The organism is Pseudomonas sp. NPDC077451, from assembly GCF_044543345.1.
In the GTDB taxonomy this organism is placed as follows: Bacteria; Pseudomonadota; Gammaproteobacteria; order Pseudomonadales; family Pseudomonadaceae; genus Stutzerimonas.
Genome location: NZ_JBITVX010000011.1, coordinates 62,588 through 89,314, shown reverse-complemented (window position 1 = coordinate 89,314; position 26,727 = coordinate 62,588). Strand labels below are relative to the sequence as shown.

Annotated in this window: 22 protein-coding genes and 1 pseudogene; 10 read left to right on the top strand and 13 right to left on the bottom strand. The window is 61.4% G+C overall.

Annotated features, from left to right (window positions below; translation table 11 throughout):
- Positions 1–109: 109 nt before the first annotated feature.
- The 7 genes and pseudogenes from pcaF to ACIGHL_RS17065 all read right to left on the bottom strand — a co-directional run bounded on the left by pcaF (position 110) and on the right by ACIGHL_RS17065 (position 6,936).
- Positions 110–1,315 (bottom strand): 3-oxoadipyl-CoA thiolase, encoded by a 1,206-nt coding sequence (gene pcaF, locus ACIGHL_RS17095; RefSeq protein ID WP_128120805.1) that lies wholly within the window; start codon positions 1,313–1,315, stop codon positions 110–112.
- Entirely contained in the window at positions 1,312–2,106 is a 795-nt protein-coding gene (locus ACIGHL_RS17090; protein ID WP_128120806.1) for a CoA-transferase subunit beta, read from the bottom strand. The genes pcaF and ACIGHL_RS17090 overlap by 4 nt, the downstream gene beginning before the upstream one ends.
- Positions 2,106–2,963 (bottom strand): CoA transferase subunit A, encoded by an 858-nt coding sequence (locus ACIGHL_RS17085; RefSeq protein WP_128120807.1) that lies wholly within the window; start codon positions 2,961–2,963, stop codon positions 2,106–2,108. The genes ACIGHL_RS17090 and ACIGHL_RS17085 overlap by 1 nt, the downstream gene beginning before the upstream one ends.
- Before the next feature lie 160 nt (positions 2,964–3,123).
- Entirely contained in the window at positions 3,124–3,933 is an 810-nt protein-coding gene (locus tag ACIGHL_RS17080; RefSeq protein WP_177327104.1) for an IclR family transcriptional regulator domain-containing protein, read from the bottom strand.
- Between the two features lie 293 nt (positions 3,934–4,226).
- Entirely contained in the window at positions 4,227–5,063 is an 837-nt protein-coding gene (locus ACIGHL_RS17075; RefSeq protein WP_500137057.1) for a methyl-accepting chemotaxis protein, read from the bottom strand.
- Positions 5,064–5,081: 18 nt separating this feature from the next.
- Positions 5,082–5,852, bottom strand: a pseudogene (locus ACIGHL_RS17070) (MCP four helix bundle domain-containing protein); the annotation flags it as partial.
- Between the two features lie 154 nt (positions 5,853–6,006).
- Positions 6,007–6,936: a LysR family transcriptional regulator gene (locus ACIGHL_RS17065; RefSeq protein ID WP_128120810.1), complete on the bottom strand. Its 930-nt coding sequence runs from the start codon at positions 6,934–6,936 to the stop codon at positions 6,007–6,009.
- A 147-nt stretch (positions 6,937–7,083) separates the two neighbouring features.
- Between ACIGHL_RS17065 and ACIGHL_RS17060 the strand changes: the two genes are divergently transcribed.
- The 4 genes from ACIGHL_RS17060 (at position 7,084) to ACIGHL_RS17045 (ending at position 11,304) form a co-directional block, all read left to right on the top strand.
- A complete protein-coding gene (locus ACIGHL_RS17060; protein WP_128120811.1) occupies positions 7,084–7,782 on the top strand; it encodes a CoA transferase subunit A in 699 nt (232 codons plus the stop codon).
- Between the two features lie 24 nt (positions 7,783–7,806).
- Positions 7,807–8,463: a CoA transferase subunit B gene (locus tag ACIGHL_RS17055; protein WP_064482413.1), complete on the top strand. Its 657-nt coding sequence runs from the start codon at positions 7,807–7,809 to the stop codon at positions 8,461–8,463.
- 188 nt (positions 8,464–8,651) lie between these two features.
- Complete coding sequence (locus ACIGHL_RS17050) at positions 8,652–9,833, top strand: acetyl-CoA C-acetyltransferase (RefSeq protein ID WP_128120812.1); 1,182 nt, start codon at positions 8,652–8,654, stop codon at positions 9,831–9,833.
- Positions 9,834–9,963: 130 nt separating this feature from the next.
- The gene (locus ACIGHL_RS17045; RefSeq protein ID WP_128120813.1) at positions 9,964–11,304 is read left to right on the top strand and encodes a short-chain fatty acid transporter; all 1,341 of its coding nucleotides are present in this window, start codon (positions 9,964–9,966) and stop codon (positions 11,302–11,304) included.
- 280 nt (positions 11,305–11,584) lie between these two features.
- Here the strand turns inward: ACIGHL_RS17045 and ctpM are convergent, their stop codons facing one another.
- Positions 11,585–13,267: a methyl-accepting chemotaxis protein CtpM gene (gene ctpM, locus ACIGHL_RS17040; RefSeq protein WP_128120814.1), complete on the bottom strand. Its 1,683-nt coding sequence runs from the start codon at positions 13,265–13,267 to the stop codon at positions 11,585–11,587.
- A gap of 549 nt (positions 13,268–13,816) precedes the next feature.
- On the opposite strand from ctpM, the gene ACIGHL_RS17035 reads away from it, so the two are divergent.
- The 4 genes from ACIGHL_RS17035 to ACIGHL_RS17020 are packed head-to-tail and all read left to right on the top strand — an operon-like array spanning position 13,817 to position 18,621.
- Positions 13,817–15,355, top strand: a complete 1,539-nt coding sequence (locus ACIGHL_RS17035) for an MBOAT family O-acyltransferase (protein ID WP_128120815.1) — start codon at positions 13,817–13,819, stop codon at positions 15,353–15,355.
- A gap of 30 nt (positions 15,356–15,385) precedes the next feature.
- Complete coding sequence (locus ACIGHL_RS17030) at positions 15,386–17,305, top strand: HAD-IIIC family phosphatase (protein WP_128120816.1); 1,920 nt, start codon at positions 15,386–15,388, stop codon at positions 17,303–17,305.
- A complete protein-coding gene (locus ACIGHL_RS17025) occupies positions 17,302–17,550 on the top strand; it encodes an acyl carrier protein (RefSeq protein ID WP_128120817.1) in 249 nt (82 codons plus the stop codon). The genes ACIGHL_RS17030 and ACIGHL_RS17025 overlap by 4 nt, the downstream gene beginning before the upstream one ends.
- Positions 17,551–17,553: 3 nt before the next feature.
- Positions 17,554–18,621, top strand: coding sequence for a hypothetical protein (locus ACIGHL_RS17020; protein ID WP_241509185.1), 1,068 nt, complete (start codon positions 17,554–17,556; stop codon positions 18,619–18,621).
- Between the two features lie 71 nt (positions 18,622–18,692).
- Here the strand turns inward: ACIGHL_RS17020 and fahA are convergent, their stop codons facing one another.
- The gene (gene fahA / locus ACIGHL_RS17015; protein ID WP_128120818.1) at positions 18,693–19,994 is read right to left on the bottom strand and encodes a fumarylacetoacetase; all 1,302 of its coding nucleotides are present in this window, start codon (positions 19,992–19,994) and stop codon (positions 18,693–18,695) included.
- A 1-nt stretch (position 19,995) separates the two neighbouring features.
- Positions 19,996–21,282 carry a homogentisate 1,2-dioxygenase gene (hmgA, locus tag ACIGHL_RS17010; protein ID WP_181690019.1) on the bottom strand — a complete coding sequence of 429 codons (1,287 nt, stop codon included), beginning with the start codon at positions 21,280–21,282 and terminating at the stop codon, positions 19,996–19,998.
- Positions 21,283–21,416: 134 nt separating this feature from the next.
- Here hmgA and ACIGHL_RS17005 point away from each other — a divergent pair, with 134 nt between their 5' ends.
- Together ACIGHL_RS17005 and ACIGHL_RS17000 are read left to right on the top strand one after the other, a co-directional pair.
- A complete protein-coding gene (locus ACIGHL_RS17005; protein WP_128120820.1) occupies positions 21,417–22,190 on the top strand; it encodes an IclR family transcriptional regulator in 774 nt (257 codons plus the stop codon).
- 112 nt (positions 22,191–22,302) lie between these two features.
- Positions 22,303–22,497 carry a hypothetical protein gene (locus ACIGHL_RS17000; RefSeq protein WP_128120821.1) on the top strand — a complete coding sequence of 65 codons (195 nt, stop codon included), beginning with the start codon at positions 22,303–22,305 and terminating at the stop codon, positions 22,495–22,497.
- A 75-nt stretch (positions 22,498–22,572) separates the two neighbouring features.
- Here the strand turns inward: ACIGHL_RS17000 and ACIGHL_RS16995 are convergent, their stop codons facing one another.
- The 3 genes from ACIGHL_RS16995 to ACIGHL_RS16985 form a co-directional block, all read right to left on the bottom strand.
- A complete protein-coding gene (locus ACIGHL_RS16995; RefSeq protein WP_128120822.1) occupies positions 22,573–24,534 on the bottom strand; it encodes a TonB-dependent receptor domain-containing protein in 1,962 nt (653 codons plus the stop codon).
- Between the two features lie 85 nt (positions 24,535–24,619).
- Complete coding sequence (locus ACIGHL_RS16990) at positions 24,620–25,960, bottom strand: HAMP domain-containing sensor histidine kinase (protein ID WP_128120823.1); 1,341 nt, start codon at positions 25,958–25,960, stop codon at positions 24,620–24,622.
- Positions 25,957–26,652, bottom strand: a complete 696-nt coding sequence (locus ACIGHL_RS16985) for a response regulator transcription factor (RefSeq protein WP_128120824.1) — start codon at positions 26,650–26,652, stop codon at positions 25,957–25,959. The genes ACIGHL_RS16990 and ACIGHL_RS16985 overlap by 4 nt, the downstream gene beginning before the upstream one ends.
- Positions 26,653–26,727: the final 75 nt, after the last annotated feature.

Below are 26,727 nucleotides of genomic sequence, written 5' to 3'. Positions count from 1 at the left end.
CGAGGCCAAGCCCATCACAGTTGTGAGAGCAATGGTGGGCTGAAGCCCACCCTACCAGCGCGCAGCACAGTTTCTGTAGGGTGGGCTTCAGCCCACCACGGCGCGCCTCTTAAACTCTCTCAACCGCCAAAGCCAGCCCCTGCCCCACCCCCACGCACATGGTCGCCAGCCCGAGCTTGCCGCCGCTCTTCTCCAGCGCATGCACGGTCGTCAGTACCAGCCGCGCGCCGCTCATGCCCAGCGGATGACCGAGGGCAATGGCGCCGCCCTGCGGGTTGACCTTCGGGCTGTCATCTTCGAGGCCGAGATCACGGGTGACGGCGAGCGCCTGGGCGGCGAAAGCCTCGTTGAGTTCGATCACATCGAAGTCGCTCACGGCCATGTTCAGCCGCTCGCACAACTTGCGCACTGCCGGCACCGGACCGTAGCCCATGACGCGTGGCGCGACACCCGCGCTGGCCATGCCGAGCACCTTGGCGCGCGGCGTGAGCCCGTATTTCTGCACGGCTTCGGCGCTGGCAAGAATCAGCGCAGCAGCGCCGTCGTTGACGCCCGAGGCATTGCCTGCGGTGACGGTTTTGTCCGGGCCATTGACCGGCTTGAGTTTGGCTAGCGCCTCGGCAGATGTATCCGGACGTGGATGCTCGTCGGTGTCGACCACGGTGTCGCCCTTGCGGCCTTTGATCACCACCGGCACGATCTCTTCGGCGAAGAAACCAGCCGCCTGCGCCTTGCCGGTGCGCTGCTGGCTGCGCAGCGCGAAGGCATCCTGGGCCTCGCGGCTGATCCTGTGCTCCTCGGCGACATTGTCCGCGGTCTGCGGCATGGCATCGACGCCGTACATCTCCTTCATCTTGGGATTGATGAAGCGCCAGCCAATTGTGGTGTCCTCGATTTTCTGGGTCCGGCCGAAGGCGGTATCGGCCTTGCCCATTACGTAGGGCGCGCGGCTCATGGACTCTACGCCGCCGGCAATGGCCAGCTCCATCTCACCGCAGGCTATCGCCCGGAAAGCGCTGCCCACCGCGTCCATGCCCGAAGCGCAAAGACGATTGAGCGTCACACCCGGCACCGTTTCCGGCAGGCCGGCTAGCAGCGCGGCCATACGCGCGACGTTGCGGTTGTCCTCGCCGGCCTGGTTGGCGCTGCCCATGAAGACTTCTTCGATGGCCGCCGGGTCGAGCCCGGGGTTGCGTTCGAGCAGCGCCTTGATTGGCGTGGCAGCCAGATCGTCGGTTCGCACAGCGGCCAACGCGCCGCCGAAGCGGCCAATGGGCGTGCGGACTGCATCACAGATAAAGACGTCGCGTGTCACTCGTCACCTCCAGCTTGTCCATGGGCGGCAGCGGTGCGTGCCTCCAGGGCGCGCAGCGCTTGCAATTCAGTTTCGGTCGGTGCCGCGGTTTCGCCCAGTTGAGCGGCGAAACGAATGGCCCAGCCGGTGTTCTCGGTCACCTGTTCGCGGGTCACGCCCGGATGCAGCGAGGTCACCACGAATTCGTTCGACCCCGCTTCGGGCTCCATGATGCAGAGGTCAGTGATGATCCCAACCGGGCCATTGCCGGGCAGCCCGAGCTGCTTACGGTGCTCACCGCCCTCGCCGAAACCGACCGAGGTGATGAACGCCAGCTTGTCGACAAAGGTGCGGTGCGACTGCTTGAGGATGATCAGCACCTTTTTCGCCGACCCGGCAATTTCCGGCGCACCGCCCGCCCCTGGCAAGCGAACTTTCGGTTGGTGATAGTCGCCGATCACCGTGGTGTTGATGTTGCCGTACCTGTCCACCTGGGCAGCACCGAGAAAGCCCACATCAATACGTCCGCCTTGCAGCCAGTAGCGGAAAATCTCTGCGGTGGGGACCACGGTGTCGGCGGTCTCCGCCAGTTCGCCGTCACCAATGGAAAGCGGCAGTACCGAGGGCTTGGCGCCGATCGGGCCGGACTCGTAGATCAGCACCACGTCCGGCGCATGGGTCAGGCGCGCCAGATTGGCCGCCTTGGAGGGCAAACCAATCCCGACAAAGCACACGCTGCCATTTCCCAGGCGACGCGAGGCGGCCACGGTCATCATTTCGTTGGTGCTGTAGTCATGGACCTGAGCGCTCATCACTTGGCCTCCTGCTGCGCGGCCAGCTTGGACTGGAACGCTGGGAAATCTTCGGTACCGCGAATGAATTCATCGAGCCAGGCAGTGAAGGTGTCGCGGTCACGGGCAATCGGGTCCCACTGCTGGTAGAAGCGGTTGTCGCGCTCGTAGTAGCCATGCGCGTAGGACGGATGCGCGCCACCGGGCACCAGGCACACAGCACTCAGGGCCCAGCTGGGCAAGACGCAGGCATTCATCGGCGCCTGCAGGTCGTCGACGATCTCCTCGACGGTGACGATGCAGCGCTTGGCGGCCAGGACCGCTTCCTTCTGCACGCCCAGAATGCCGGCAATCAGTACGTTGCCCTTGCGGTCGGCCTTTTGCGCGTGGATCACGGTGACGTCCGGGCGGACGCTGGGGACCGCCGCCAGCGTTTCGCCAGTGAAAGGACAGTCGATGAATTTGATCATCGGGTTGACCTTCGGCAGATCGGAACCGAGGTAGGCGCGCAGCACGGCGAACGGCAGGCCGGACGCGCCGGCGACATAGGCGTTGGCCAGATCCGCATGGCTGCGTTCTTCAATTTCCAGCGGCAGCGGCCACTGCTTTTCCACGGCGTCACGCAGGCGGTGCAGCGAGCCGACGCCGGGATTGCCGCCCCAGGAAAACACCAGCTTCTTCGCGCAGCCCGCGCCGATCAGCAGGTCATAGACCAGATCAGGGGTCATCCGTACCAGAGTCAGGTCTTTCTTGTCCTGGCGGATAAGCTCGTGGGCGGCGGCGGTGGGAATCAGGTGCGTGAAGCCTTCAAGCGCAACGGTATCGCCGTTGCTGACGAAGCGATTCACTGCTTCGCGAAGGGACAGGAGTTCGGCCATGGGTCTGTCTCGTGTAGATAGCGAATGCGCGTGATGCGCTTGCAACCCACACTAGCCATCGAGCCCCAGCAGAACAATCCGATGATCGACTAGCTGTGCGATTAGCGAACACAAACCGTTAACCCTCCCAAGGCTGGTCTGCCCTTGGCCAACCGTCGTATCAGTGGAACAAACGGGTACTCAGTTCCTTGCTAGCTTCCAGCAAAACCGGCAGGAAGCGCGTTTCGAGCTCCTGCTTGGTCATGCGGCTGGCGTGGGTACCAACGTTTAGCGCGGCCAGCACTTGTCCAGCGGAATCCTTCAGCGGCACGGCCAGCGAACGCAGGCCAACCTCCAGCTCCTGGTCAATGATCACCCAACCCTGCTGCCTGATCTCGGCGATCGAGGCACGGATGGCTTCAGGCGTATGCAGTGTGCGGCTGGTCTTGACCTGCAGGTTGGCGTGTTCCAGATAGTCGTCCAGCGCGGCATCGTCCAGCGCCGCCAGCAGGATGCGGCCCATTGAGGTGCAGTACGCAGGCAGCCGGCTACCCACGCTGAGGTCGACTGATATCAGCCGCTGTGGCGTGGCAGAACGCGCCACGTAGAGCACTTCATCGCCTTCCAGCGTGGCCATGGAGCAAGCTTCGTGCAGTTCGTTGCTGAGCCGATCCAGAATCGGCTGGGCAGTCACTGCCAAAGGTGTTGATGAGAGGTACGCATGGCCGAGCGTCAGCACCTTGGGTAGCAGCGAATAGGTGCGTCCGTCGGTGGTCGCGTAGCCCAGCTTGATCAGCGTGTACAGACAACGCCGCACTGCCGCACGGGGGATCTCTGTGCGGTGGCTGATCTGGGCAATGGTCAGATGGCGCTTGCGTTCCTGAAACGCATGAATCACCGCCAACCCCCGCGCCAGGGAGGTCATGAAGTTCGGGTCGCCAGTCAGGGCCTCAATGCGTTTGGCCGGCGACGCAACGATGGCCGGCGCCATGGACGGGAGATTGAAGCGGGATTCGTCGTTCACGGCGGGCGTCCTTGGCGGATAAGCGATGGGCGATTATCGACCAATAGCTCGATAGTCACAAAAGCACATCCACCACAACGCAACAACTACTACGGAATCAGTCCGGTTTGGCTTCTGTATCGCTCGGCGCAGCACCGAACTCACTGACAGCGATGCCCGTGAGGTGCCGGAAAAGGATGAATCAGGGCCGATATCCACAGGTCGGCCCCGCCAAGAGGTGTACGAAGCGTCCGAGCCTGTCACAAGGCCTGCTTCGGCTATTAGACGGAGAAGCGGCCAACGAGCGCCCGAAGCCCGACGGCAAGCTGCGCCAGTTCCTGGCTGGCAGCGCTGGTCTGGTTGGCGCCGGCCGAGGTTTGCATGGAAAGGTCGCGGATGTTCATCAGATTCCGATCCACTTCACGAGAGACCTGCGCCTGCTCCTCGGACGCACTTGCAACAACCAGGTTGCGCTCGCTGATGGTGGCGATCGCGGCGGCGATCTGATCCAGTGCTTGGCCTGCAGCCTGGGCCACGACGAGGGTCGAATGCGCTTGCTGATTGCTTTGCTGCATAGCCCGCACCGCACTTTCGGTTCCGTGCTGGATGCCCCCAATCATCTCTTCGATTTCCTGAGTCGACTGTTGAGTGCGGTGCGCCAGGGCACGTACCTCATCAGCAACGACAGCGAAGCCACGTCCGGCATCACCGGCACGCGCAGCCTCGATGGCAGCGTTAAGTGCCAGCAGGTTAGTTTGCTCTGCGATGGCGCGGATCACGTCCAGCACCTTGGTGATATCACGCACCTTGTTTGCCAGTTCGCCCACCTGACCGGCCGTGGTGGTGACGCCTTGTGCCAGATCGTTGATGGATTGCACGGTGCGGCTCACCTGCTGCTGCCCCTCCCGACCAGACTGCTCCGATTGCTTGGATGCTTCGGCGGTCGCCACCGCGTTGCGGGCGACTTCATCGACTGCGGCCGTCATCTGGTTTACAGCCGTAGCGGCCTGCTCGATTTCGCTGTTCTGCTGGGCCAGGCCGCGGCTCGAATCCTCTGTAACCACGTTGAGTTCTTCGGCGGCAGCCGCAAGCTGTGTGGACGAGTCTGAAATGCTCATGATGGTTTCACGCAGACGGGCCTGCATGCGTTTCATCGACTCCAGGAGGCGAGCTGGCTCGTCCTTGCCGACCACCGCGATGGTCTTGGTGAGATCACCTGAGGCTACGATCTCGGTAACTCGTACGGCTTCAGCCAAAGGCTGAACAATGCTGCGAATCAGCAGCCAGGCCAGAAGCGCCGTGACCAACATGGAGACGATGATCGCAGCGATCACGGCGATGCGCGAACTGTCGTAGGCTTCGGCCGTAATATTGGCTGCAGTGCTTACACCTGCGTTGTTGAAGTCGCCAAGGGCCATGAGGGTTTTCATCAACGCGTCGGCATTAGTCAGCAACGTCGTGTTTAGGTAGTCACGTGCATTATCGAGACGCCCTTGGTCGACAAAGTCGATTATCTGCTGTTGATCGTTTTGATAGATGGAATAAGCCCGCGTGAATGTCTCGAACAGACGCTGTTCCTCTGCACCAACAATAAAGCCTTTGTAGGTATCAGTGAGCTGCCCCACGTGTTGTTTCAGCTCAGCTATGTTTGCTTTGTTTTTGGTCAGCGCTGCCTGATCTGTGAGCACCAGCAATCGAAGCGTAAAAATCCGTTGACGCAGGACCGACTGGTTTATGTCTTTCAGCGTCGACAGAGAAGGCATCCAATTGAGATTGATTTCATCCGCAGCGCTGTCCATCTTCGCCATCTGCATCAATGAGAACGCACCGATGCAAAACAGCAGAAGTGCGACTAGGCCGAAGCCAAGCGCAGCGCGGGGGGCAATACCGATATTTCGCAGAGACATGAGTCACTTATCCTTGAATGAGGCAACTGCGCACCGAAGGCGTCGACGCCTTGGTGCTGGCGGACCGGCCGCACCAGTCCATGCTCACTTATCGGTAGAACCCGCTGGTTCTTCACTGCCGCTGATCTACTTATTGAAATAAACCAGTTGATGGCTAGTGGAGGTTCTGGCCATCAATAACAACCCTTTCGCAGCCTGCTGGATACCCCGTATCAGCACGTAACGCATCGGCGATAGCCTGCGCCGCCACCGAAAGCTCGTGGCCGGGCTTGGTCAGGATGCCCACCGGCTTCTCGATCACGGGATCGCTCAGCGCCACGCAGCGTGCGCCGAGTTCGAGCATCTGCGCCCGACATAACGCCGGCACGGCGCTGACACCCAGGCCGCTGGCGACCATACGTCCGACCGTCGCCAACTGATGACTCTCGAACTGAACCGGCAACTGACGACCGCGCGGACGCAGATGGTCTTCGAGCATGACGCGCACCGTCGATGGCCGCTGCAAGGTAATGAAGGGATGCTCGAGCAACGCGTCCCAGCTCACTTCGGCCTGGCTTGCCAGCACCGAATCGGCCGGCACCACCGCCACGAAACGGTCGGTGTACAGCGGGGTGAATGTCAGCGGCGTGCTGGGTTCAGGCTCGAAGGCGATCCCGATTTCTACCTGGCGGTCACGAACCATTTCCATCACCTGCTCGTTGATCACGTCATGCACGGTGACGCTGATCGAGGGGTAGCGGTCGCGAAAGGTGCGCAGTACGGCTGGCAGCAGATTACCGGCGAAGGACGGCATAGAGGCCAATGCCACCCTGCCCTGCTTCAAGGTGAAACGCTGCCGCAGCTCGTCTTCGGCGTTGTCCCAGTCGGCCAACAACCTGCGTGCCAGTGGCAGCAGCGCTTCACCCTCGGGCGTCAGGCTCACCGCGCGCGTGGTACGGCTGAACAGGCGACCTCCGAGCCCGTCCTCCAGCGCCTTGATGGTCAGGCTCAGCGCCGATTGCGACAGGTGCAGCCGCTCGCAGGCCTGAGCGAAGCTCAGGGTGTGGGCCACAGCGAGAAACGCACGGAGTTGTTTGACGGTCATCGAATCGGATCCGGAGAGCGCATGACGGCGCTTTGTTTTGTTTTATCAATCAATCGCGCTTAAAAATCAACTTAACAAATCCGTCACACAAGGGAACACTCGATTGCAGCTCACCAAAAACAACCCAACAACAAAAAGGAATCGTTTATGGCTGGTTTCGACAAGCGCGTGAATTCCTATGCCGAGGCGCTCGACGGGCTCGAGGACGGCATGACCGTTCTGGCCGGTGGCTTCGGTCTGTGCGGCATTCCCGAGAACCTGATCGCCGAGATCAAGCGCAAGGGCACCCGCGACCTGACGGTGGTTTCCAACAACTGCGGCGTCGACGGCTTCGGCCTGGGTGTGCTGCTGGAGGACCGGCAGATCCGCAAGATGATCGCCTCCTACGTGGGCGAAAACGCGTTGTTCGAAAAGCAGCTGCTGGATGGCGAGCTGGAGGTCGAACTGACGCCTCAGGGCACGCTGGCTGAAAAGATGCGCGCAGGCGGCGCCGGCATTCCCGCCTTCTACACCGCTACCGGATACGGCACCCCCATCGCCGATGGCAAGGACGTGCGTGAATTCAACGGCCGTCCGCACATCCTCGAGCACGCCATCACCGGCGACTTCGCCATCGTCAAAGGCTGGAAGGCCGACCGCTACGGCAACGTCATCTACCGCCACACCGCGCAGAACTTCAACCCGCTAGCAGCCGCCGCCGGCAAGATCACGGTCGTTGAGGTCGAGGAAATCGTCGAGCCCGGTGAGATCGACCCCACCCAGATCCACACGCCCGGCATCTACGTCGACCGCATCATCTGCGGCACCTTCGAGAAGCGCATCGAAAAGCGCACCGTCCGCACTTAATCAAAAGAATAAGAGGAATCGACGATGGCACTTTCCCGCGAACAAATGGCCCAGCGCGTCGCCCGTGAGCTGCAGGACGGCTTCTACGTGAACCTCGGCATCGGCATCCCGACCCTGGTCGCCAATTACGTGCCCGAGGGCATGGAAGTAATGCTGCAATCGGAGAACGGCCTGCTCGGCATGGGCGCGTTTCCCACAGAAGAAGAACTCGATGCCGACATGATCAACGCCGGCAAACAGACCGTCACCGCACGCGTCGGCGCTTCCATTTTCAACTCCGCCGAATCCTTCGCGATGATCCGCGGCGGGCATATCGACCTCACCGTGCTCGGCGCCTTCGAGGTCGACGTCCAGGGCAACATCGCGTCCTGGATGATCCCCGGCAAGCTGGTCAAAGGCATGGGCGGCGCCATGGACCTGGTCGCCGGCGCCGAAAACATCATCGTACTGATGACGCACGCCTCCAAGGATGGCGAGTCCAAGCTGCTGCCCAAGTGCACGCTGCCGCTGACTGGCGCCGGCTGCATCAAGCGCGTGCTGACCGATCTGGCCTACCTGGAAATCGAGAACGGTGCCTTCGTCCTCAAGGAGCGCGCGCCTGGTGTGAGCGTCGAGGAAATCGTGGCCAAGACTGCAGGTGAACTGGTGGTGCCGGATCACGTACCGGAGATGACGTTCTAGATACGCATGCATTGTTTTGGGAACGCAAGCCAGACCCATCGCGATTGTGGGAGTTAGCGGCGCGTGATCGCCAGCAAGCTGGCTCCTACGGAGTGTGCGAGTTCGGCACGCATGCGTTGACCAGCTCCGTGATTTAGAAACCGACACACCGGCATCACAACAACATCCAATTCAACTGGAGCCCGAACATGCAAGACGTCGTTATCGTCGCAGCAACCCGTACCGCCATCGGCGCCTTTCAAGGCAGCCTGGCCAACATCGCCGCGCCTGATCTGGGCGCAGCGGTAATCAAACGCTTACTCGAACAGACCGGGCTGAATCCCGCCGAAGTAGATGAAGTCATTCTCGGCCAGGTGCTCACTGCCGGTTCCGGACAGAACCCCGCCCGTCAGGCGTCGATCAAGGCGGGCCTGCCCCATGCAGTGCCATCCTTCACCCTGAACAAGGTCTGCGGCTCGGGCCTCAAGGCCCTGCACTTGGCGACGCAGGCGATTCGCTGCGGCGACGCCGAGGTGATCATTGCCGGCGGTCAGGAAAACATGAGCCTGGCGCCCTACGTGCTGCCCAAGGCCCGCACCGGGTTGCGCATGGGCCACGCCGAGCTGGTCGACTCGATGATCAGCGACGGCCTCTGGGATGCCTTCAATGATTTCCACATGGGCATCACCGCCGAGAACCTGGTCGACAAGTACCGGATCAGCCGCGAAGCCCAGGATGCCTTCGCCGCGTCATCGCAGCAGAAGGCTGTCGCAGCCATCGAGGCCGGGCGTTTCAAGGACGAGATCACGCCCATCGAGATTCCGCAGCGCAAAGGCGACCCCCTGCGCTTCGACACCGATGAGCAGCCCCGTGCCGGCACGACCGCCGAGTCGCTGGCCAAACTCAAGCCGGCGTTCAAGAAGGATGGCTCGGTTACCGCCGGCAATGCCTCCAGCCTCAACGATGGCGCCGCTGCGGTACTGCTGATGAGCGCAGACAAGGCCAAGGCCCTCGGTTTGCCGGTGCTAGCCACGATCAAGGCCTACGCCAATGCTGGCGTCGACCCGGCAATCATGGGCATCGCGCCGGTATCGGCCACCCGCCGCTGTTTGGACAAGGCGGGCTGGTCACTGGACCAGCTGGACCTGATCGAAGCCAACGAGGCCTTTGCCGCCCAGGCGCTGTCGGTCGGCCAGGAACTTGGCTGGGATGCCGAGAAGGTCAACGTCAACGGCGGCGCGATTGCGCTGGGACATCCCATCGGCGCGTCGGGCTGCCGCGTACTGGTCACGCTCCTGCACGAAATGATCCGCCGAGACGCGAAGAAGGGCCTTGCCACGCTCTGCATCGGTGGCGGTCAGGGCGTCGCGCTGGCCCTCGAACGTCACTAAACGGACAACGCCGGCTTATAGAGGAGGACCGACACCCCGCCGTGCAGGCTCACCAAACCTTAGCAATAACTCGGCGCACGCCACGCACGTGCGCCACCTATAAAAGAAGAACAACACAGGATCAACGACCATGCTCAGTTCCGTTACCGCTTTGAGCGTCAAGCTCATTCAGCGATACCTACCCTCACCCTTCGTTTTTGCGATTCTCCTCAGCTTGATCGTGCTTGCCGCAAGCATGCTCGTCACCGGCCAGGGCCTGCCCTCAATGGCGAAACACTGGGGCACCGGCTTCTGGAACCTGCTCACCTTCGCCATGCAGATGGCGCTGATTCTGGTGACCGGCCACGCCCTGGCCAGCGCACCCGCCATCCATCGCCTGCTCGCAGGCCTGGCACGGACCGCACGCACACCGGGCCGCGCCGTGGTGCTGGTCACACTGGTGGCCTTGGCCGGCTCCTGGATCAACTGGGGTTTCGGTCTGGTGATCGGCGCGGTGTTCGCCCGCGCGCTGGCACGTGAAGTAAAAGGCGTCGATTACCCGCTGCTGGTCGCCGCGGCATATTCGGGTTTTCTGGTCTGGCACGGCGGCCTGTCCGGTTCAATCCCGCTTTCGCTGGCCACCGGCGGCGCAGATCTGGAGCGCATGTCTGGCGGTGTCGTGACGACCGCCATCGGCGTCGGTGACACCTTGTTCACTGCCATGAACCTGACGATCATCGCGCTGCTGGTCATCGGTTTGCCGATCCTTAACTGGGCCATGCATCCGAAAGACCCGAAGGTCGCGGACCCGGCGAAACTGCTCGATCCCGCCCATGAGTCCCTGCCGCGCAACACCCTGGCGCAGCGCATGGACGACAGCCGTACCCTCAACCTGATCATCATTGCGCTGGCTGTGGTCTATTTCGGCTACTACTTCGCCGAGAACGGCTTTGCCCTGACGCTGAATATCGTCATCGGTCTGTTCCTGTTCATCGGTCTGGCACTGCACGGCTCGCCGGAGCGCTACATGCGCGCGGTGCAAGACGGCATCGGTGGCATCAGCGGCATCGTCATCCAGTTCCCGTTCTACGCGGGCATCATGGGGATGATGATCGGCGCCAATGCCGAAGGGCTGTCGCTGGGTCGGCAGATCACCGACACCTTCATCGCCTGGTCATCGGCCGATACCTTCCCGGTGCTGGCTTTCCTCAGCGCCGGATTGGTCAACGTGTTCGTGCCGTCGGGTGGCGGTCAGTGGGCGGTGCAAGGGCCAATCATGCTGCCAGCCGGCCAGGCGCTGGGAGTGACGCCAGCCGTCACGGCCATGGCGATTGCGTGGGGCGATGCCTGGACCAACATGATCCAGCCATTCTGGGCGCTGCCCATTCTTGGCATCGTCGGGCTCGGTGCGCGCGACATCATGGGCTACTGCCTGCTGATGCTGGTTTATTCGGGCATCGTCATTTCAGGCTGTTTGTATTTCTTTGGCTGATGCGAAGTCCGGTAGGGTGTATGTCGCTTTTTACATCCACCGTGACGCCGCTTAGTGGATCGTCACCCGGTGGATCGGTGAAGCGTGATCCACCCTACGTGAGCATGGAGATGGGTGGGCCAGGGTGCTTTATCTGTAGCGCTTTGACCGGCTGCCTCTACTTCTTCGGTTGTTAATAACTAAGGACGGCACTTTGAGGGCTGACCTGCGCAAATGAAACCCCACCAATGCGGGGTTTTCCTTGAGATCGATTTGAGCGATCTCGCGAGATTAGGCTGCGTCAGATGCGGAACTGGCGCACCAACCCACCCAGACGTTCACCCACATTGGCCAGGTTGCGTGCGGTCTGGGCGCCCTGCTGAGTTTCTGCCGCAACGTTCTCAACGGCGGTGGCGATTTGATGGACGCTGCGGTTGATCTCTTCAGCCACTGCGGTTTGCTCTTCCGCCGCGCTGGCGATTTGCGCGTTCATGCCGTTGATTGTGGCGATCAGGTGAGCGATGGCATCCAACGAAGCGCCTGCCTGGTTGGCCTGGGCACTGCTGGCATCACCCGCTTCGCTGGAGCGACCCATGGCAGCGACGGCCTGTTTGGCGCCGGTCTGCAGGCGATCGATCATGCCCTGGATTTCCTGGGTGCTCTGCTGGGTGCGGCTGGCCAGCGCACGAACCTCGTCGGCTACGACCGCAAAGCCACGCCCCGCCTCACCGGCACGCGCCGCCTCGATGGCAGCGTTAAGCGCCAACAGGTTGGTTTGCTCGGCGATCGAACGGATCACGTCGAGCACACCCACGATGGCATGCACGTCCTGCTGCAGCGCATCCAGTGAAGTGCCGCTGCTGCGGATTTCTTCAACCAGCGAGTGAATCTGGCGAATGCTGGAATCCACCACGGCTTTCGCCTGTTGGCCTTCCTGATCGGTCTGTTGTGCAGCTTCAGCGGCGCCTTGGGCGCTATGGGCGACTTCCTGCGCCGCGGCTGACATCTCGTTGATTGCCGTGGCGACCTGATCGGTTTCCTGGCGCTGGGTCTCCATGGCTTTCTCGGAGCGCTGTGCCTGGGAAGCGACCTCGGCGACCATGCCGGTCAGTTGGCCGGTCAATTCCGCGACCTGGCTGACCATGGTGTGGATCTTGCCGACAAAGCGGTTGAACGAGCCGGCCAGCTGGCCCAGTTCGTCATTGCGATCTTCCGGCAGGCGGTGAGTCAGGTCACCATCACCAGCGGCGATGTCATCGAGCTGGGCGCGAATAACCTGGATCGGCTTGACGATGGAGTTGCTGATTACCACGCCAGCGATACACAGCGCTGCCAGCATCACGCCAGCGATGACCAGAATGCTGGTAAGGATCGAGTTGACCCGGCCATCGATTTCGACCCTCACCTTGCTCAAGGCCGACTCGATATTGTCCAGGTTGATCGCCGTACCCAGCGCTAGGTCCCACTTGGGCAGGTAGTAGCTGTAGGCAAGTTTCGGCACCGATACCTTGTCGTTACCGGGCAACGGCGATGAGTAATTCACGAAGTAGGTGTTGTTTTTCGCTACGGCCACCAACTCACGATTGATGTAGACGCCGTTGGAGTCGCGGCGGTCGCTCAGGTTGGAGCCCACATCCACCGGACTCTCGCCGCGGAACAGCCGAACCACGTTCGAGTCGTGGCCGAAGAAGTAACCGTCTTTGCCGAACTTGATCTTCCGGAGGATGGCGATGGCCTCCGCGCGGCTAGCCAGATCCCCTTGCGCAGCCGGCTCGTAGAGGTGAGCCACGCTGCTCACACCGATCCGCATGTAATCCTCGAGTCGTGTCCGAGCATCGTCGATCATCCGCTCGCGGACGGTCTCGATCTCTTCTTCGGCCAAGGAGTTGAGGATTTGGGCAGCCGCACCGCTGAGAACCAACGCGAACAGCGTGACGGGCGCCAGTGCGAGAAGCAGGACTTTGATTTTCAGCGTGAGACGCATGGGTGTTATCCAAGATCTATGGGTACTGGCGGGTCATCGGCGGACTGGGCGGGAACTTGACGCCGAGAAAACGGCTCTGGTTGATCAAGCGACGAACAGCACGCTTTCCGAAAAAAACAGCAATGGCAGCGCTTCCCTTCTCAGCCCTGACTTTCCATGAGCCGCGGACAGCCGAAACCAAGCGCCCTCCATCAGTGCGCGATTTTGGTGCGTGCGGCAACCTGACGCGTCTACTTCCCAACCGTTTTCCAAAATCTCAGCAAACGCCTCTACGACGGCCGTTTCGCTTGATTTTCTTGGATTTTCCGCCCGTCCGGATTGGTTATCCGAAAGGATGAACTGCGCAACTTTCTCTAACAACTCTGTGTCGCAGTTAGCAGACCATGCACAGGTTTTGTGTATTGACAATTGTTCGCAACATAGCTGCCTTCCGGCTGGCGCGGGTGACTTCCAGTAATACGCCAACGGCTCCTGTTCGGTATGGAGTGGGTCGACGTTCACCGTTCCGAGGGACGGTTGTTAATTGTTCAGGGATAGGGAAAAAGAACGATGCTCTTCAATTCAATGGTGTTCATCGCCGGGTTCCTTCCGGTGGTGCTTTTGGGCTTCATTCTCCTCGCAGGCTCCGGCAGACAACGTTACGCCGCGATCTGGCTGACGCTGGCATCACTGGTGTTCTATGGCTGGTGGAACCCCGCTTACATGCCGCTGCTGGTGGGCAGCATGGTCGTCAACTACCTGATTGGTGGTTACCTGATGCGGCGGCCATCGCGGAGCCTGCTGGTTCTCGGTGTGGCGGCCAATGTCGCGTTGCTGGGCTACTACAAGTACACCGGCTTTCTCTTTGGCACGCTCGACAGCGCCTTCGACCTCGGATGGTCCGTGGGCGACATCATCCTGCCGCTGGCGATCTCGTTCTTCACGTTCCAGCAGATCGCCTATCTGGTCGACGCGCACGACGGCGAGGTCGCCGAGCATGATTTCGTCAATTACTGCCTTTTCATCAGCTTCTTTCCGCAGCTGATTGCCGGCCCCATCACCCATCACGGCGAAATGCTCAAGCAGTTCAACGACAGCAGCACCTTCCGCCCGCGGCTCGACAATATCTCGCTGGGCCTGACCGTCTTCGTGCTCGGCCTGTTCAAGAAGGTGATCCTCGCCGACCCGTTGGGGGAAAACGCCTCGCCAATCTTCGCGATCGCCGCCGATGGAACGGTGCCTTCGTTATACGACGCCTGGTACGGCGCGCTTAGCTATACGTTGCAGATCTACTTCGACTTTTCGGGCTACAGCGACATGGCGATCGGCCTGGGATTGATGTTCGGCCTGCGCCTGCCGGTCAATTTCAACAGCCCGTTCAAGGCGCATAACGTCATCGACTATTGGTCGCGGTGGCACATGACGCTGACGCGCTTCCTCACTGCCTACATCTATAACCCCATCGTGATGCGCATCACCCGCGCACGGATGGCCGCCGGTAAGCCGTTGCCACGGCGAGGCAAGATGAGCCTCGGGACCTTTGTCGTGCTGATCGCCTACCCCACCGTGCTGACCATGTTCATCTCGGGCGTCTGGCACGGTGCGGGCTGGCAGTTCGTGGTGTTCGGACTGTTGCACGGCTTCTATCTGGTCGTCGTCCACGGCTTCCGCGCCTACAAGGCTCGCCGTGGTTTGCCGCTGGACAGCGACAAGCTCTGGCATCACACCGGCGCAGTCCTGTTGACTTTCCTCTGCGTCGTCGTGGCGATGGTGTTTTTCCGGGCCAACAGCGTGACCGCGGCGATGGCGATACTGTCAGGCATGGCTGGCTTGAGCGAACTGAGCACCAAGTTCGATAAGTCCGACTACCTCACCGTCGCCGTGCTGCTCGCCTTTGTCTGGTTCATGCCCAACGTGCAGCAATGGATGGCCGGCTTCCGTACTGCCCTGGACGCCCAACCGCGCGAGAGCTGGCTACTGCGCTGGTTCCCGATCGCGGTATGGAGCCCGACGCCGGTCATCGGCTTGGCCGTGGGCGTGCTGGGCTTCTTCGCCCTGGCCGTGGCGTTTTCCGTGGCCCCTACCGAATTCCTCTATTTCCAGTTCTGAAACCGTCTACAAGTAAGGAGTGACACGCTAATGGATCAGCTTCTCTGGTTAGCGCAACACCCTGATCTTGGCAGCGCCATCGGCGAGGCCAAACGCGAAGCCGACCCCTTCACGCGTCTGGATCTGGCGGCGGAGCTGGCCGGCTACCGCCGCGATTTCACGCTCACCACCCGACTGGACCGGCTCGCTAGCGAAGGCTTGCGTGCGCTGGCGAACGGCGAAACGGCCAACAGCGGGCTGCGACCGTTGCGCATCGCCCTGCTGTCATCGCATACCGTGGATCATCTGGTACCGGCGATTCGTGTCGCGGGCCTGCAGCGTCGCCTGGCGCTCTCGGTGCACGTCGCGCCCTATGGCATGTACCGACAGGCGCTGCTGACGGACGACGCCGAGCTCGCCAACTTTGCCCCACAACTGATCGTCCTGGCGCTGGATGCGCGAGACGCGCCCCTGCAGTTGCCGCTCGAAGCCTCGCAGGCAGACGTCGACGCCGCGGTCGCCGAACGGGTCGACGAGTTGCGCCTGCTGTGGCGCCGGGCACGCGAGCGCTATGCCGCCCAGGTCGTCCAGCAAACCATCGTGCCCGCCGACCCTCCGATCTTTGGTTCATTCGAAGCGTTGGTTCCGGCCTCGCCCTACGCGCTCATCGATCGCCTCAATACCGCGATCCGTGCCGCAGCCCGAGAAGACGGCGTATTACTGATGGACCTTGCCTGGGAAGCCGCCCGTGGCAGTTATGGCGACGGCCTGGCCGAACCGGTGCGCTGGTATCAGGCCAAGCAATTGGTCAGCCCGAACCTGGCGCCGCTGTATGGCGACCAACTGGCTCGCATCGCCGCCGCCAGCCTCGGTCTGTCGCGCAAGTGCCTGGTGTTGGACCTGGACAACACCCTGTGGGGCGGCGTAGTCGGTGACGATGGCGTAGACGGCATCCATCTCGGCCAGGGTTCGCCCAGCGGCGAAGCCTTCCTCGCGTTCCAGCGCTACGCAGCACAGCTGGCGCGCCGCGGCATCATCCTCGCGGTGTGCAGCAAGAATGATCTGAGCGTGGCCGAAGCGGCGTTCAATCATCCCGAGATGGCGCTCAAACGCAGCGACATCGCGGCCTTCGTCGCCAACTGGGAAGACAAGGCTGGCAACCTGCGCCGCATCGCCTCGATGCTCGACATTGGACTCGACAGCCTGGTGTTCGTCGATGACAACCCCGCCGAACGCGACATCGTGCGTCGCGAGCTGCCGGAAGTCGCGGTCCCGGAACTGCCGGATGACGTGGCCGACTATCCGGCACGCGTCGCCGCCGCCGGGTACTTTGAGGCCGCCTCCTTCACCTCGGACGACGCCACACGCGGGCGCAACTATGCCTTGAACGCTGAGCGCAAAGCGGCAATGAGCCAGGCCACCGACATGGAAGGCTATTTGCGCGGACTGGAGATGGTGCTGACCGCCACCCCGATCGGCGCCGCCGAACTGGCCCGCAGCACGCAGCTGATCAACAAGACCAACCAGTTCAACCTCACCACGCGCCGCTATAGCGAAGCGGAGGTCGAGCGCATCGCCAGCGACCCGGCGGCGGTGGCTCTGGCAATCCGCCTGGCTGACAAGTTCGGTGATAACGGCCTGATCAGCGTTGTCCTGGCGCGCCCGGATGCGGCCGTCGCTAGCGACGAGCTGCTCATCGACAGCTGGCTGATGAGCTGTCGCGTACTGGGTCGCCAGGTCGAAGACGCGGTGCTCGATGTGCTGACCAACGCCACCACCGCTGCCGGCTATCGCGCACTGATCGGTGAGTACCGGCCAACCGAACGTAACGGCATGGTCGCGGAGCATTTCCCCCGTCTGGGTTTCGTCCAGCATTCGGCGCCCGATGACAGCGCCCGCGAGGCCACCTTCTGGCGTTACGAACTCACATCCCCCCGCACACCCCGCCATTTCATCGAGGTATTGGCATGACCGAAGCAGAAGTACTCAAGCAACTCACCCCGGTTTTCCATGATGTGTTCGATGACGACAGCATTGTGCTGTCGCCAGAAATGACCGCCAACGACATCGAGGGCTGGGACAGCCAGACCCACGTGATGCTCACGGTTGCCGCCGAACAACGCTTCGGCATCAAGTTCAAGACGGCGGAGCTCGAGTCGCTGCGCAACGTCGGCCATTTCGCCCAAGTCATCAGCGCTAAGCTGGAGGGGAAATAATTCATGATCCAGACAGCAGATGTGCCCAGGGACGGGAGCAATGCCGAACAGGGAGCAACCAGCGCGGCCAGCGTGCCGGGCCGGGTGCGTTCGCGGTATCTGCTGTCGTTGTTTGCCGGGCTGTTCGGCGCACTGGCGATATTTTGCCTGACGCTGTTCGCGCTGAACCGGACCGGCAACCTGCCCCCCCCAGCGTTCTCCAATATTTCCTGTGTCGATGAAAAACTCAGCTTCCTGCGCGACAACCCGATCCAATCGCCGAATCTGCTGATCATCGGGTCTTCCGTGGCCTGGCGCCACGTGGACGGCCATGTGCTGACCGAGGCATTGCCCGGGGTGCGCCCCATGAACGGCGCCTTTTGTGGATTGTTCGCCAACCAGTCGACCTACGTGGGGCATTGGTTGCTAGACCGGCAGCCCAGCATTCGCAGTGTGGTGATGATTGCCGACCCACAGGATTTCGCCGGTTGCTGGCGTGTACCTACAGCGGTGCTCAACCGTGAGCACGTCGACCCTTACGTTTATGAAAACGCCTCACCTTGGGGCCACTACATGCGTTACTTCTCGCCGAAGTCGTTGGCGCGCAACGCGTTGACGGTCAAGGCTCAGCGCGCCGGAGAAATCGAGTGGGACCCGCTCGTGTTCAATCGCTTCGGTGATGGTCCGCTGGTCACCAGCAATACCCGTGAGCTGTTGTACGGCCGCCCGGAGCCCTTGGATGCCAGCTGCTTCGCGGCCCTGGGCAAGATGAGCGCGCGCCTGGCGCAAGAAGGTCGAGAGCTGATGGTCGTCTCCACACCGCTGCACCCGCAGTGGAAGGAAAAGTACGATCCAGACGGTACGTTCCTGGCCGACTTCGACAAGCAAATCATGGAAACCCTCAACGCCACTGGTGGCACCTACTGGAATGCCGACAAAGACTGGGACACGCCGGTGTCCTCCTTTGTCGACGCGGTACACCTGCGCTGGTCAGTGGTGCAGGGATTCACCGCAGCCCTGGCCGAGCAGATGCGCGACGCTGCAATCGCGCCTGTCCCATCCTCGACGCTGGAAACCGCGAAGCTGCCCTGATTGGCTGCCCTCGAAATCAAAAAGCCCGGGCTGTCTGCACACGCCCGGGCTTTTTGCTAAATACACTGGCGTTAAGGAGGCATCACGCGACCGCGACATTCGCCAAAGCCGATGGACGCCTGTCCATCTCGACGGCAACGTGCCTTGAGGATGATTTCGTCACCATCTTCCAGAAAGGTGCGAGTTTCGCCGCTGGGCAGTTCCAGAGGCTGCTTGCCGCCTTGGGTGATCTCCAACAGGCTGCCAAGGCTTTCAGGGCTGCTACCGGACAAGGTGCCGGAGCCGAACAGATCGCCGGGTTGCAGGCTGCAGCCGTTGACGCTGTGGTGCGCGACCATCTGCGCCACGGTCCAGTACATGTTCTTGGTGCTACTCAGTGCGATGCGCTGTGCAGGTTGACCCTTGTCGCGCATGGCCTCGGTCAGCAGCAGCACTTCGAGTTCGATATCCAGCGCGCCCTGCTGCTGGTCCTGCTCATCAAACAGGTACGGCAGCGGCTGCGGATCGCCTTCGGGCCGCACAGGTTGCGCACAACGGAACGGCTCAAGTGCTTCCGGCGTTACCACCCATGGCGACACGCTGGTGGCGAAGCTCTTAGAGAGGAACGGGCCAAGCGGCTGATATTCCCAAGCCTGTAGATCGCGCGCCGACCAATCATTGAGCAGGCAGAACCCGGCGACGTGACTGCTGGCTTCACCGATCGGGATCGATTCGCCACGGGCATTGCCTGCGCCGATCCAGATGCCCAGTTCCAGCTCATGGTCGAGCCGCTTGCTCGGGCCAAAGCTCGGCTCGCTGGCGCCCGGCGGCATGGTCTGGCCGTTGGGACGCTTGACGGTTACGCCGGACACATCAACCGTCGAGGCACGCCCGTGATAGCCGATGGGCACGTACTTGTAGTTGGGCAGCAAGGGGTTGTCCGGGCGGAACAGTTTGCCGACGTTGTTGGCGTGGTGGATGCCGACATAGAAGTCGGTGTAGTCGCCCACCTTGGCCGGTAGATGCATCTGGCAGCGGTCCATGGGCTGCAGTAACGACTCGCCCATGCCCTGGAGACGTTCACGCTGCGCGCTGCCCTCGCCGAGCATTCCCAGCAGTGCCCCTCGCAGCGCTTTGCGTGCAGGCGCTCCGAGCGCAAAGAAAGTGTTGAGGCTGCTGATGCTGGCCGCTTTCGCCGCTTCTAGCGCCTGGCCATCGAACAAGCTGGCTTCGCAGGCGGCGCGCAAGTCGAGAATGTAATCACCAATGGCGACGCCACCGCGTGGCTGGTCGCCGTCACGGCTGAATATGCCCAGGGGTAGATTGGCGAGGGGGAAATCCGAATGGCCATTGGCCGACTCGACCCAGCTGCGTTGCTCTTGTTGTGCGGTCATGTCATTTCCCGTTTTTATCGAATGTCTTGGTCAGGCCGGCCCAGCAGCTGTCGTAATCGCTCTGCAGCTGCGGGCTTTCCAACGCTTGACGGGTGGCACGGAGCACCTGGCTGGTCTCAAACATAAAGGCCATGGTGTTCTCGATCTTGTGCGGTTTGAGTTCGGCCTTGATCGCCTGTTCAGTGGACACATGATCCGGGCCGTGGGCGCTCATGCAGTTGTGCAACGAGGCACCGCCCGGCGAGAAGCCATCGGCCTTCGCGTCGTAAGCGCCATCGATCAGCCCCATGAACTCGTTCATCAGGTTGCGGTGGAACCATGGCGGGCGGAAGGTGTTCTCCGCCACCATCCAGCGCGGCGGGAAGATCACGAAGTCGATATTGGCCATCCCGTGAACCGCACTGGGTGACGTGAGTACGGTGAAGATCGACGGATCGGGATGATCGAAACTGACGGTGCCGATGGTGTTGAAACGGCGCAGGCCGTATTTGTACGGCACGTTGTTGCCATGCCAGGCAACCACGTCCAGTGGGGAGTGATCCAGTTCGGTTACCCAGAGTTCACCGAGAAACTTCTGCACCAGCTGCACCGGCTCGTCGCGCTCCTCGTAACGCGCAACCGGCGTCAGGAAATCGCGCGGGTTAGCCAGACCATTGCTGCCGATCGGCCCCAGGTCAGGAAGGCGCAGCGCACAGCCATGGTTCTCACAGACATAGCCGCGCGCCGTCGAATCCAGCAGTTCGACCCGAAACCGCATACCACGCGGAATCACTGCAATCTCCAGCGGTGCGACTTCAAGCACCCCCAACTCCGTGACCAGCTTCAGCGCACCCTGCTGCGGCACGATCAACAGCTCGCCATCGGCATTAAAGAACACCCGCTCCATCGACTGATTCGCCGCGTACCGGTAGATGCTCGCCCCGGCAGGCTGGTTGGGTTCGGCATTGGCCACGACGCACGTCAGGCCATCGAGGAAATCAGTCGCGGTCTCGGGAAAGGGTTGCGGATTCCAGCGCAGTCGATTCGGCGTGACTGGACCCAGCTCTGCGCTGAGTTGCCGCTCCAGGCGCTGATAGTGGCCGTGATGGGCCGATGGTCGAATACGGTACAGCCAGGTTCGCCGTGCTTCACTGCGCGCCACCGTAAAAGCGGTGCCGGAGAGCAATTCGGTATACAGGCCGTAGGGCACTTTTTGCGGCGAATTCTGCCCGACCGGCAATGCACCCGGCAGGGCCTCGCTGCTGAACTCGTTGCCGAAGCCGGACAGGTATCGAGAGGTTTCGCCCATTTGTTGTTGTGGTTGCATAGCCGTCTCTCATTTCGCGTAATGCGTTTACGCAAAAAGTAATTTGAACTCACCAGGGCGTCAAGTTATAAACAGCGCCTCGATAAGCGAGCCCGCACAAACAGGCATTTGAATTCATGGCAGACAGCAACGCGGACACGGCGCCACGGCGGCAGAAGGTACAGGCCGCAGAGGTAGGTACTGACATTCTCACTGCCCTGGCCGAGCTGGCCCCGGCGACCTCCTTATCGCGCCTGGCCGAACATGTCGGCATGCCTGCCAGCAAGGTCCATCGCTATTTGCAGGCCCTGATGGCGAGCGGCTTCGCCGAGCAGGATCCCCTGACGAACCATTACGGGCTGGGCCGCGCCGCGCTGTTCGTGGGCTTGGCCGCGTTGGGCCGACTGGATGTCGTCAAACTGGCAACGCCGCATCTGGCGCAGCTGCGTGATGAACTCAACGAAACCTGCTTTCTTGCGGTTTGGGGTAACCGCGGTCCGGCCGTCGTGCATGTCGAACAGGCGGTCCGTGCCGTGACGCTGGTGACACAGGTGGGCTCGGTGCTGCCTTTGCTGGGCTCATCGACCGGGTTGGTGTTCAACGCCTTCATGCCCAACGCCGAGACTGCGCAATTGCGCGAAGAGGAACTGAAGCTTCCCTCGGCACCCAGCCCTGCAGCCCTGCTCGCTGCCATGAGCGAACTGCAACGCACCCACATCCAGCCCGTGCACGGCCTGTTGATGGCTGGCGTCAACGCACTCTCCGCGCCGCTGTTCAGTGGCGACCAGCGGTTGGCAGGCGTGATCACCATCGTCGGTGGCGAGCCGGGCTTCATGGCCGAAGCGGATGGCGAGGCGGCAAAGCGACTGCTGACAGTGGCGCGCAAGATCAGCGCGCGGATGGGTGCCTAACGGAAAACAGAAGGACCGGCAGCAGCGAATGCTCCTGCGTCAATGGCGCAAATTGACTGGTGGCTGGCAAAGGACTAGCGTTCGTCTGTCTTTTCCAGACCCCGGAGGCATCATGGATATTCAAATCCGACCGCTTACGTCGTTCGAAGGCAGCAGCTGGGAGGTTCGCTTGAACCGAAACAAGGTCACGTTTCGCAGCGAGTCCGAGGCCCGAGCTTTCGTTCAGCTCCTCGAGTCGCGCCTATCAGCGCCCCATCAGCTACCCGACGTCGCCGCTGACCTTCAACTCCACAGCCGAGCTGGCTGATCGCATCAGGCAGGGTTGCATGTAGCAGTGCCAGCACCCCTGCCTTCCTTTGGCTAACGTCCGTCGAAACCAACCTCAGATACGCAGCGCGACACCCAGTCGCAATTCGCGGCCAGGCTCGTAACTGCTGCGTATGCCTTCATAGCCGGGAATGTTTTCAAAATCTTCGTTGCTGGCGTGATCCAGGTACTGCTTGTCGAACAGGTTCTTCAGCGTCAGGTTGAATACGAGTCGGTCATCGCTTAAGGCCGACCACTGGGCATAAAGGTCGTGCACGCCGTAACCGGGTTTGTCGAGCGTGCCCACACCGGTCCGCAGCGAATCGACAGCCGTGACGAAGCGGCCCTGCCAGCCGAAACTCAACCTGTCGGTTGCACGGTAATCGGCGAAACCTGTCCAGGTGTCGCCCAGAGTCGTGCCGAGTCCGTTGTGCTCGTAGACATTGAGCTCCTCACCGTCCAGCTCGACATCGTTGTGGTGGTAGCTCAGCCCGACGCTCAGCTGCTGCCAGTGGTAGGCGCTCTGCAACAGCATGCCCTGCGTCTGTAGCGTGCCCCCGTTCACGTAGAGGTTGGGACGGCCGCTCGGGTCGTAGATTGCATCCCGAACACGGGTGTCATAAACCCGCCCGGACAACTCCAGCCCGCCTTGGCGATACTCGAAACCGACTTCATTGGTGCGTGCCTTCTCGGCGTCCAGCTCCGGGTCGTTGCCGGAAGCATCGAGCTTGAACGCATCCCGTACCTGCACGCCACGTAAAGCCTGCGCATGGCTGGCAAGCAGGGCCAGTTCTGGAGTCAGCTGATACCGAAGACTCACGTTGGGGCTGAAGCCCGAGTCCGAAAAATCCTGCCCGTCACGGTCGTCGAGGCGGTAACGGTCGTAGCGTAGGCCTATGCCCAGCAGCAGCTTTTCGGTGGCCTGATAGCTGTCCTGTAGATAGAAGCCCAGCACGTCGCCGTTCTCTTCATCCAGATCTCGATCGCCATCCGGCCCCAGGCGGGTGCGGTCATCTCGATAATCGACACCATAGGTCAGTCTATGGGCGCCCAGTTCGCTGGTGTTGCGCATGTCCAGCCCAGCGCTGGTGGTATCGCCAATGTAGAGGCCATAGCGACCGTCTTGCTGCAGCTCGGTGGAGGTGTGGTAGGTCGTTACTTCGACATCGAGCAAGTCGTTGCTCAGCGGGTTCCAGCCGTAATTGAACGTCAGCGTTTCCCGCTCCGCCTCAAGCGGGAACAGGGGGTTGAAGCCGCTTGGAATCCACTGCGGACGCTGGCTGCGTTCACCCTCGTCAGTCCGTTTTTCGTAAGCCAGGCGCAACGTCTGCTCATCCGTCAAGCGGCCCACCAGCTTGGCGAACCCCAACTGTTGACGCGCACCGGTGCCGAGTACATCCCGCCCGTTGCCATCTTCGTAGTCGTTCTGGTCCTGGTAAGTCGTCACCGCCATGGCCGACCAGGCGTCGTTGAACCGGCCGAACAAGCTGGTGCTGGATTTATAGCCTTCGGCATTGCTGAAGTAGGTGCCTTTGATCAGGCCGCCGACGCGTTCCCCGGCACGCAGCAGATCGTCCGGGTCTTTGGTCACGAAACGGACGGAGCCACCCAGTGCGCCTGGTCCTGCGGTTGCGTCGCCCGTGCCGGGCTGAACTTCGGCTCGCTTGAGAAGCTCCGGCTCAATTCCGATGCGCCCCGTATGGTGGAAGGTCTGGCCCGGCTGGTTGGCGCCGTCGATGGTGATGTTCAACAGCGTGTCTTCGAGGCCTCGGAGGTAGAGCTTCTGAGCGACACCCGGGCCGCCCCCGACAGACACCTCCGGGCTGGCCTCGAATACATCCTGTAGGTCAGCAGCTTGATAACGCTCTAGCTGCTCGGCTTCGACGCTGTCGCCTTGTACGTGGCGAGCAATCACCTCGCTGCCGGTCAGTTCCAACGGCTCCTTGGTTTGCGCTTGCGCCTGGCAGGGCATGGAGACAATCAGCGCAGCAAAGGACAGCGAACCGAGAAGCGATAGCGGGATAGGACAGTGTTGCATGAAGAACCTCGAACCATTAATGCGAACGTTTCGTATTAACGATTCTCACCCACAATACCCTGCCCGCGTATCACTTTTACAACTGTTACGTTGTGTCCCCAGGGCGAGGCAACCAGATGGTCATGCACAACCCGCCTTGCTCGTGATTTGTCGCAGCCAGACGCCCACCGATCGCGCCAATCTGCCGTTGGGCCAAAGCCAGCCCCAGGCCAAAACCCGGGCGATCACCGCTGACCCGCTCGAACGGCTGAAAAATACGTTCAAGCCACTGCGATGGTACGCCCGGGCCCTGATCGATGATGTCCAGCCGATAGCTCTGGGCTTCGGCTTGAAGCTCAACCCACACTTTTTTGCCTGGCGGTGTGTGATCGAGTGCATTGCGCACGATGTTCTCGATCGCTTGGCCAAGCGCGCGGTGGCAGCTGCCAACCAGCTCCGCTTCGGCGGGTAGCTGCGTTTCAATTTGACGATCCGGATATTCGAAGCGCGCATCGTCGAGAATGCTGTCGAGCAAGTCCGTCAGATCCAGCGTTTCGTCACGCAGCGTTGGCCGCTCCGTCTCGAGCCAACTGAGCGTCAGCGCATCCTCGACCAAGCGACGCATTGCCGAACAGTCCTGGCGAATGCGCGGCAGCAATGCAGCAGTGTCGCCGCCCTGCTCCGCCAAACTGACCGCCATCTCGATGCGTGCCAGCGGCGTTCGAAGCTCATGGGACATTTCGGCCAGCCGCTGACGCTGATCGATGATCAGTCCGCCGATGCGCTCAGCCATGGCGTCAAAGGTCTCGGCTACACCTGCAAGCTCGTCGCGTCTTGAACCCAACAGCGCACCCGCACGGGCGGTGTAGTCGCCTTCGCTGAACTGTCGGGTGGCCTGTTCCAACCTCCGCAACGGTTGCATCAAGTGGCGATAGAGCAACAAACAGCCACAGACCAACAACACCAGGGGCAGCACCAGTTCGAGTAGCAGCCGCGCTGGATACCAGTAATGCCCTGGGCGCATGCGCTGCGGCAACTGGATCAGGAAGCGCAGCTGCCCATCAGCGAATGGCACGTCCATGATCGGATTTTCCTGAAAGTAGAGATGGATCTTCCAAGACGGATCCCGCCCAAGGCTGAACTCCCGCATGAAGCGCTCGGACAGTTCACTACCGGCAAGGGCGTGCAATTGCGGATCGATGATCGCCGCCCAGGTTTGCTCTTGCTGCTGAAGCGTCTGCAACCACTCTCGCAAAGCCTTTTCGTCGCCGGCACGGTATAGGACTTCGGCCTGCGCGCCGTACTCACGCAGCGTGCGTTGATGCTCGGCGTCAATGAAGCTCATCTGCTCCTCTGCCTGACCGCTCAAGCGCGCAATGACCCAGAACAACGCTACGCTTCCCAGGGCAACGCCGAGGCACAACTTCCAGAACAGTCGCCGGTTCATTGGAAGCTGTAACCACGACCGTGGAGCGTCTGCAGGCGATCGGCCGCCAGCCCGGCTTCGGTCAGACGGCGACGAATGCGGCTGACATGCATGTCGAGGCTACGGTCGTAGCCGCTGTGCTCGCGTTCGAAAACAACCCGGTACAGATAAGGTTTGGTCAGCACCTCGCCAGGCTGCAACATCAGTTGCCATAGCAGCCGGAACTGCAAGGGCGTCAGTGCCCGGTCCTGCTCTCCAACGCGGGCACGTAGCGTGTGTCGATCCAACACTAGGGCATCGACGTTCAACGAAGACGGCTGTACGGCTCGGCTCTCGGCGCTACGCGTACGCCGCAATATGGCATCGATGCGTAGCTGCAATTCGGTCGGGTTGAAGGGTTTGGCGAGGTAATCATCCGCCCCATGACGCAACCCTCGAATTCGCTCCTCTTCAGCACCGCAAGCGGTCAGCATGATGACCGGCGTTTGTTGCTGCTCGCGCAAGCGACGTAACACGGAGAAACCGTTCATGTCCGGCAGCATCACATCCAGCAAAATCAGGTCCGGCGCGTTAGCCAATGCCATCGCCAAGCCACTCTCACCCAGCTGGCTCAAGCGCACCGTGTATCCCTGCAAACGAAGCAACTCTCCCAGTTGCGCGCTCAGCACCTGATCATCCTCGATGACCAACACTTCAGCCAGAAACGCCCCCATCTCGACTCCCTGTCGGGTGAGTTACACCCATCGCCAGAAGATAATAATTCTCATATAGGGTAAGGCAAGTTGTCC

Bases quoted from the DNA above. Each gene is read 5' to 3' on its own strand.
- ACIGHL_RS17090 (WP_128120806.1), bottom strand. From the start codon at position 2,106: ATGAGCGCTCAGGTCCATGACTACAGCACCAACGAAATGATGACCGTG.
- ACIGHL_RS17085 (WP_128120807.1), bottom strand. From the start codon at position 2,963: ATGGCCGAACTCCTGTCCCTTCGCGAAGCAGTGAATCGCTTCGTCAGC.
- ACIGHL_RS17080 (WP_177327104.1), bottom strand. From the start codon at position 3,933: ATGGCGCCGGCCATCGTTGCGTCGCCGGCCAAACGCATTGAGGCCCTG.
- ACIGHL_RS17075 (WP_500137057.1), bottom strand. From the start codon at position 5,063: ATGAGCATTTCAGACTCGTCCACACAGCTTGCGGCTGCCGCCGAAGAA.
- ACIGHL_RS17065 (WP_128120810.1), bottom strand. From the start codon at position 6,936: ATGACCGTCAAACAACTCCGTGCGTTTCTCGCTGTGGCCCACACCCTG.
- ACIGHL_RS17060 (WP_128120811.1), top strand. From the start codon at position 7,084: ATGGCTGGTTTCGACAAGCGCGTGAATTCCTATGCCGAGGCGCTCGAC.
- ACIGHL_RS17055 (WP_064482413.1), top strand. From the start codon at position 7,807: ATGGCACTTTCCCGCGAACAAATGGCCCAGCGCGTCGCCCGTGAGCTG.
- ACIGHL_RS17050 (WP_128120812.1), top strand. From the start codon at position 8,652: ATGCAAGACGTCGTTATCGTCGCAGCAACCCGTACCGCCATCGGCGCC.
- ACIGHL_RS17045 (WP_128120813.1), top strand. From the start codon at position 9,964: ATGCTCAGTTCCGTTACCGCTTTGAGCGTCAAGCTCATTCAGCGATAC.
- ctpM (WP_128120814.1), bottom strand. From the start codon at position 13,267: ATGCGTCTCACGCTGAAAATCAAAGTCCTGCTTCTCGCACTGGCGCCC.
- ACIGHL_RS17035 (WP_128120815.1), top strand. From the start codon at position 13,817: ATGCTCTTCAATTCAATGGTGTTCATCGCCGGGTTCCTTCCGGTGGTG.
- ACIGHL_RS17030 (WP_128120816.1), top strand. From the start codon at position 15,386: ATGGATCAGCTTCTCTGGTTAGCGCAACACCCTGATCTTGGCAGCGCC.
- ACIGHL_RS17025 (WP_128120817.1), top strand. From the start codon at position 17,302: ATGACCGAAGCAGAAGTACTCAAGCAACTCACCCCGGTTTTCCATGAT.
- ACIGHL_RS17020 (WP_241509185.1), top strand. From the start codon at position 17,554: ATGATCCAGACAGCAGATGTGCCCAGGGACGGGAGCAATGCCGAACAG.
- fahA (WP_128120818.1), bottom strand. From the start codon at position 19,994: ATGACCGCACAACAAGAGCAACGCAGCTGGGTCGAGTCGGCCAATGGC.
- hmgA (WP_181690019.1), bottom strand. From the start codon at position 21,282: ATGGGCGAAACCTCTCGATACCTGTCCGGCTTCGGCAACGAGTTCAGC.
- ACIGHL_RS17005 (WP_128120820.1), top strand. From the start codon at position 21,417: ATGGCAGACAGCAACGCGGACACGGCGCCACGGCGGCAGAAGGTACAG.
- ACIGHL_RS17000 (WP_128120821.1), top strand. From the start codon at position 22,303: ATGGATATTCAAATCCGACCGCTTACGTCGTTCGAAGGCAGCAGCTGG.
- ACIGHL_RS16995 (WP_128120822.1), bottom strand. From the start codon at position 24,534: ATGCAACACTGTCCTATCCCGCTATCGCTTCTCGGTTCGCTGTCCTTT.
- ACIGHL_RS16990 (WP_128120823.1), bottom strand. From the start codon at position 25,960: ATGAACCGGCGACTGTTCTGGAAGTTGTGCCTCGGCGTTGCCCTGGGA.
- ACIGHL_RS16985 (WP_128120824.1), bottom strand. From the start codon at position 26,652: ATGGGGGCGTTTCTGGCTGAAGTGTTGGTCATCGAGGATGATCAGGTG.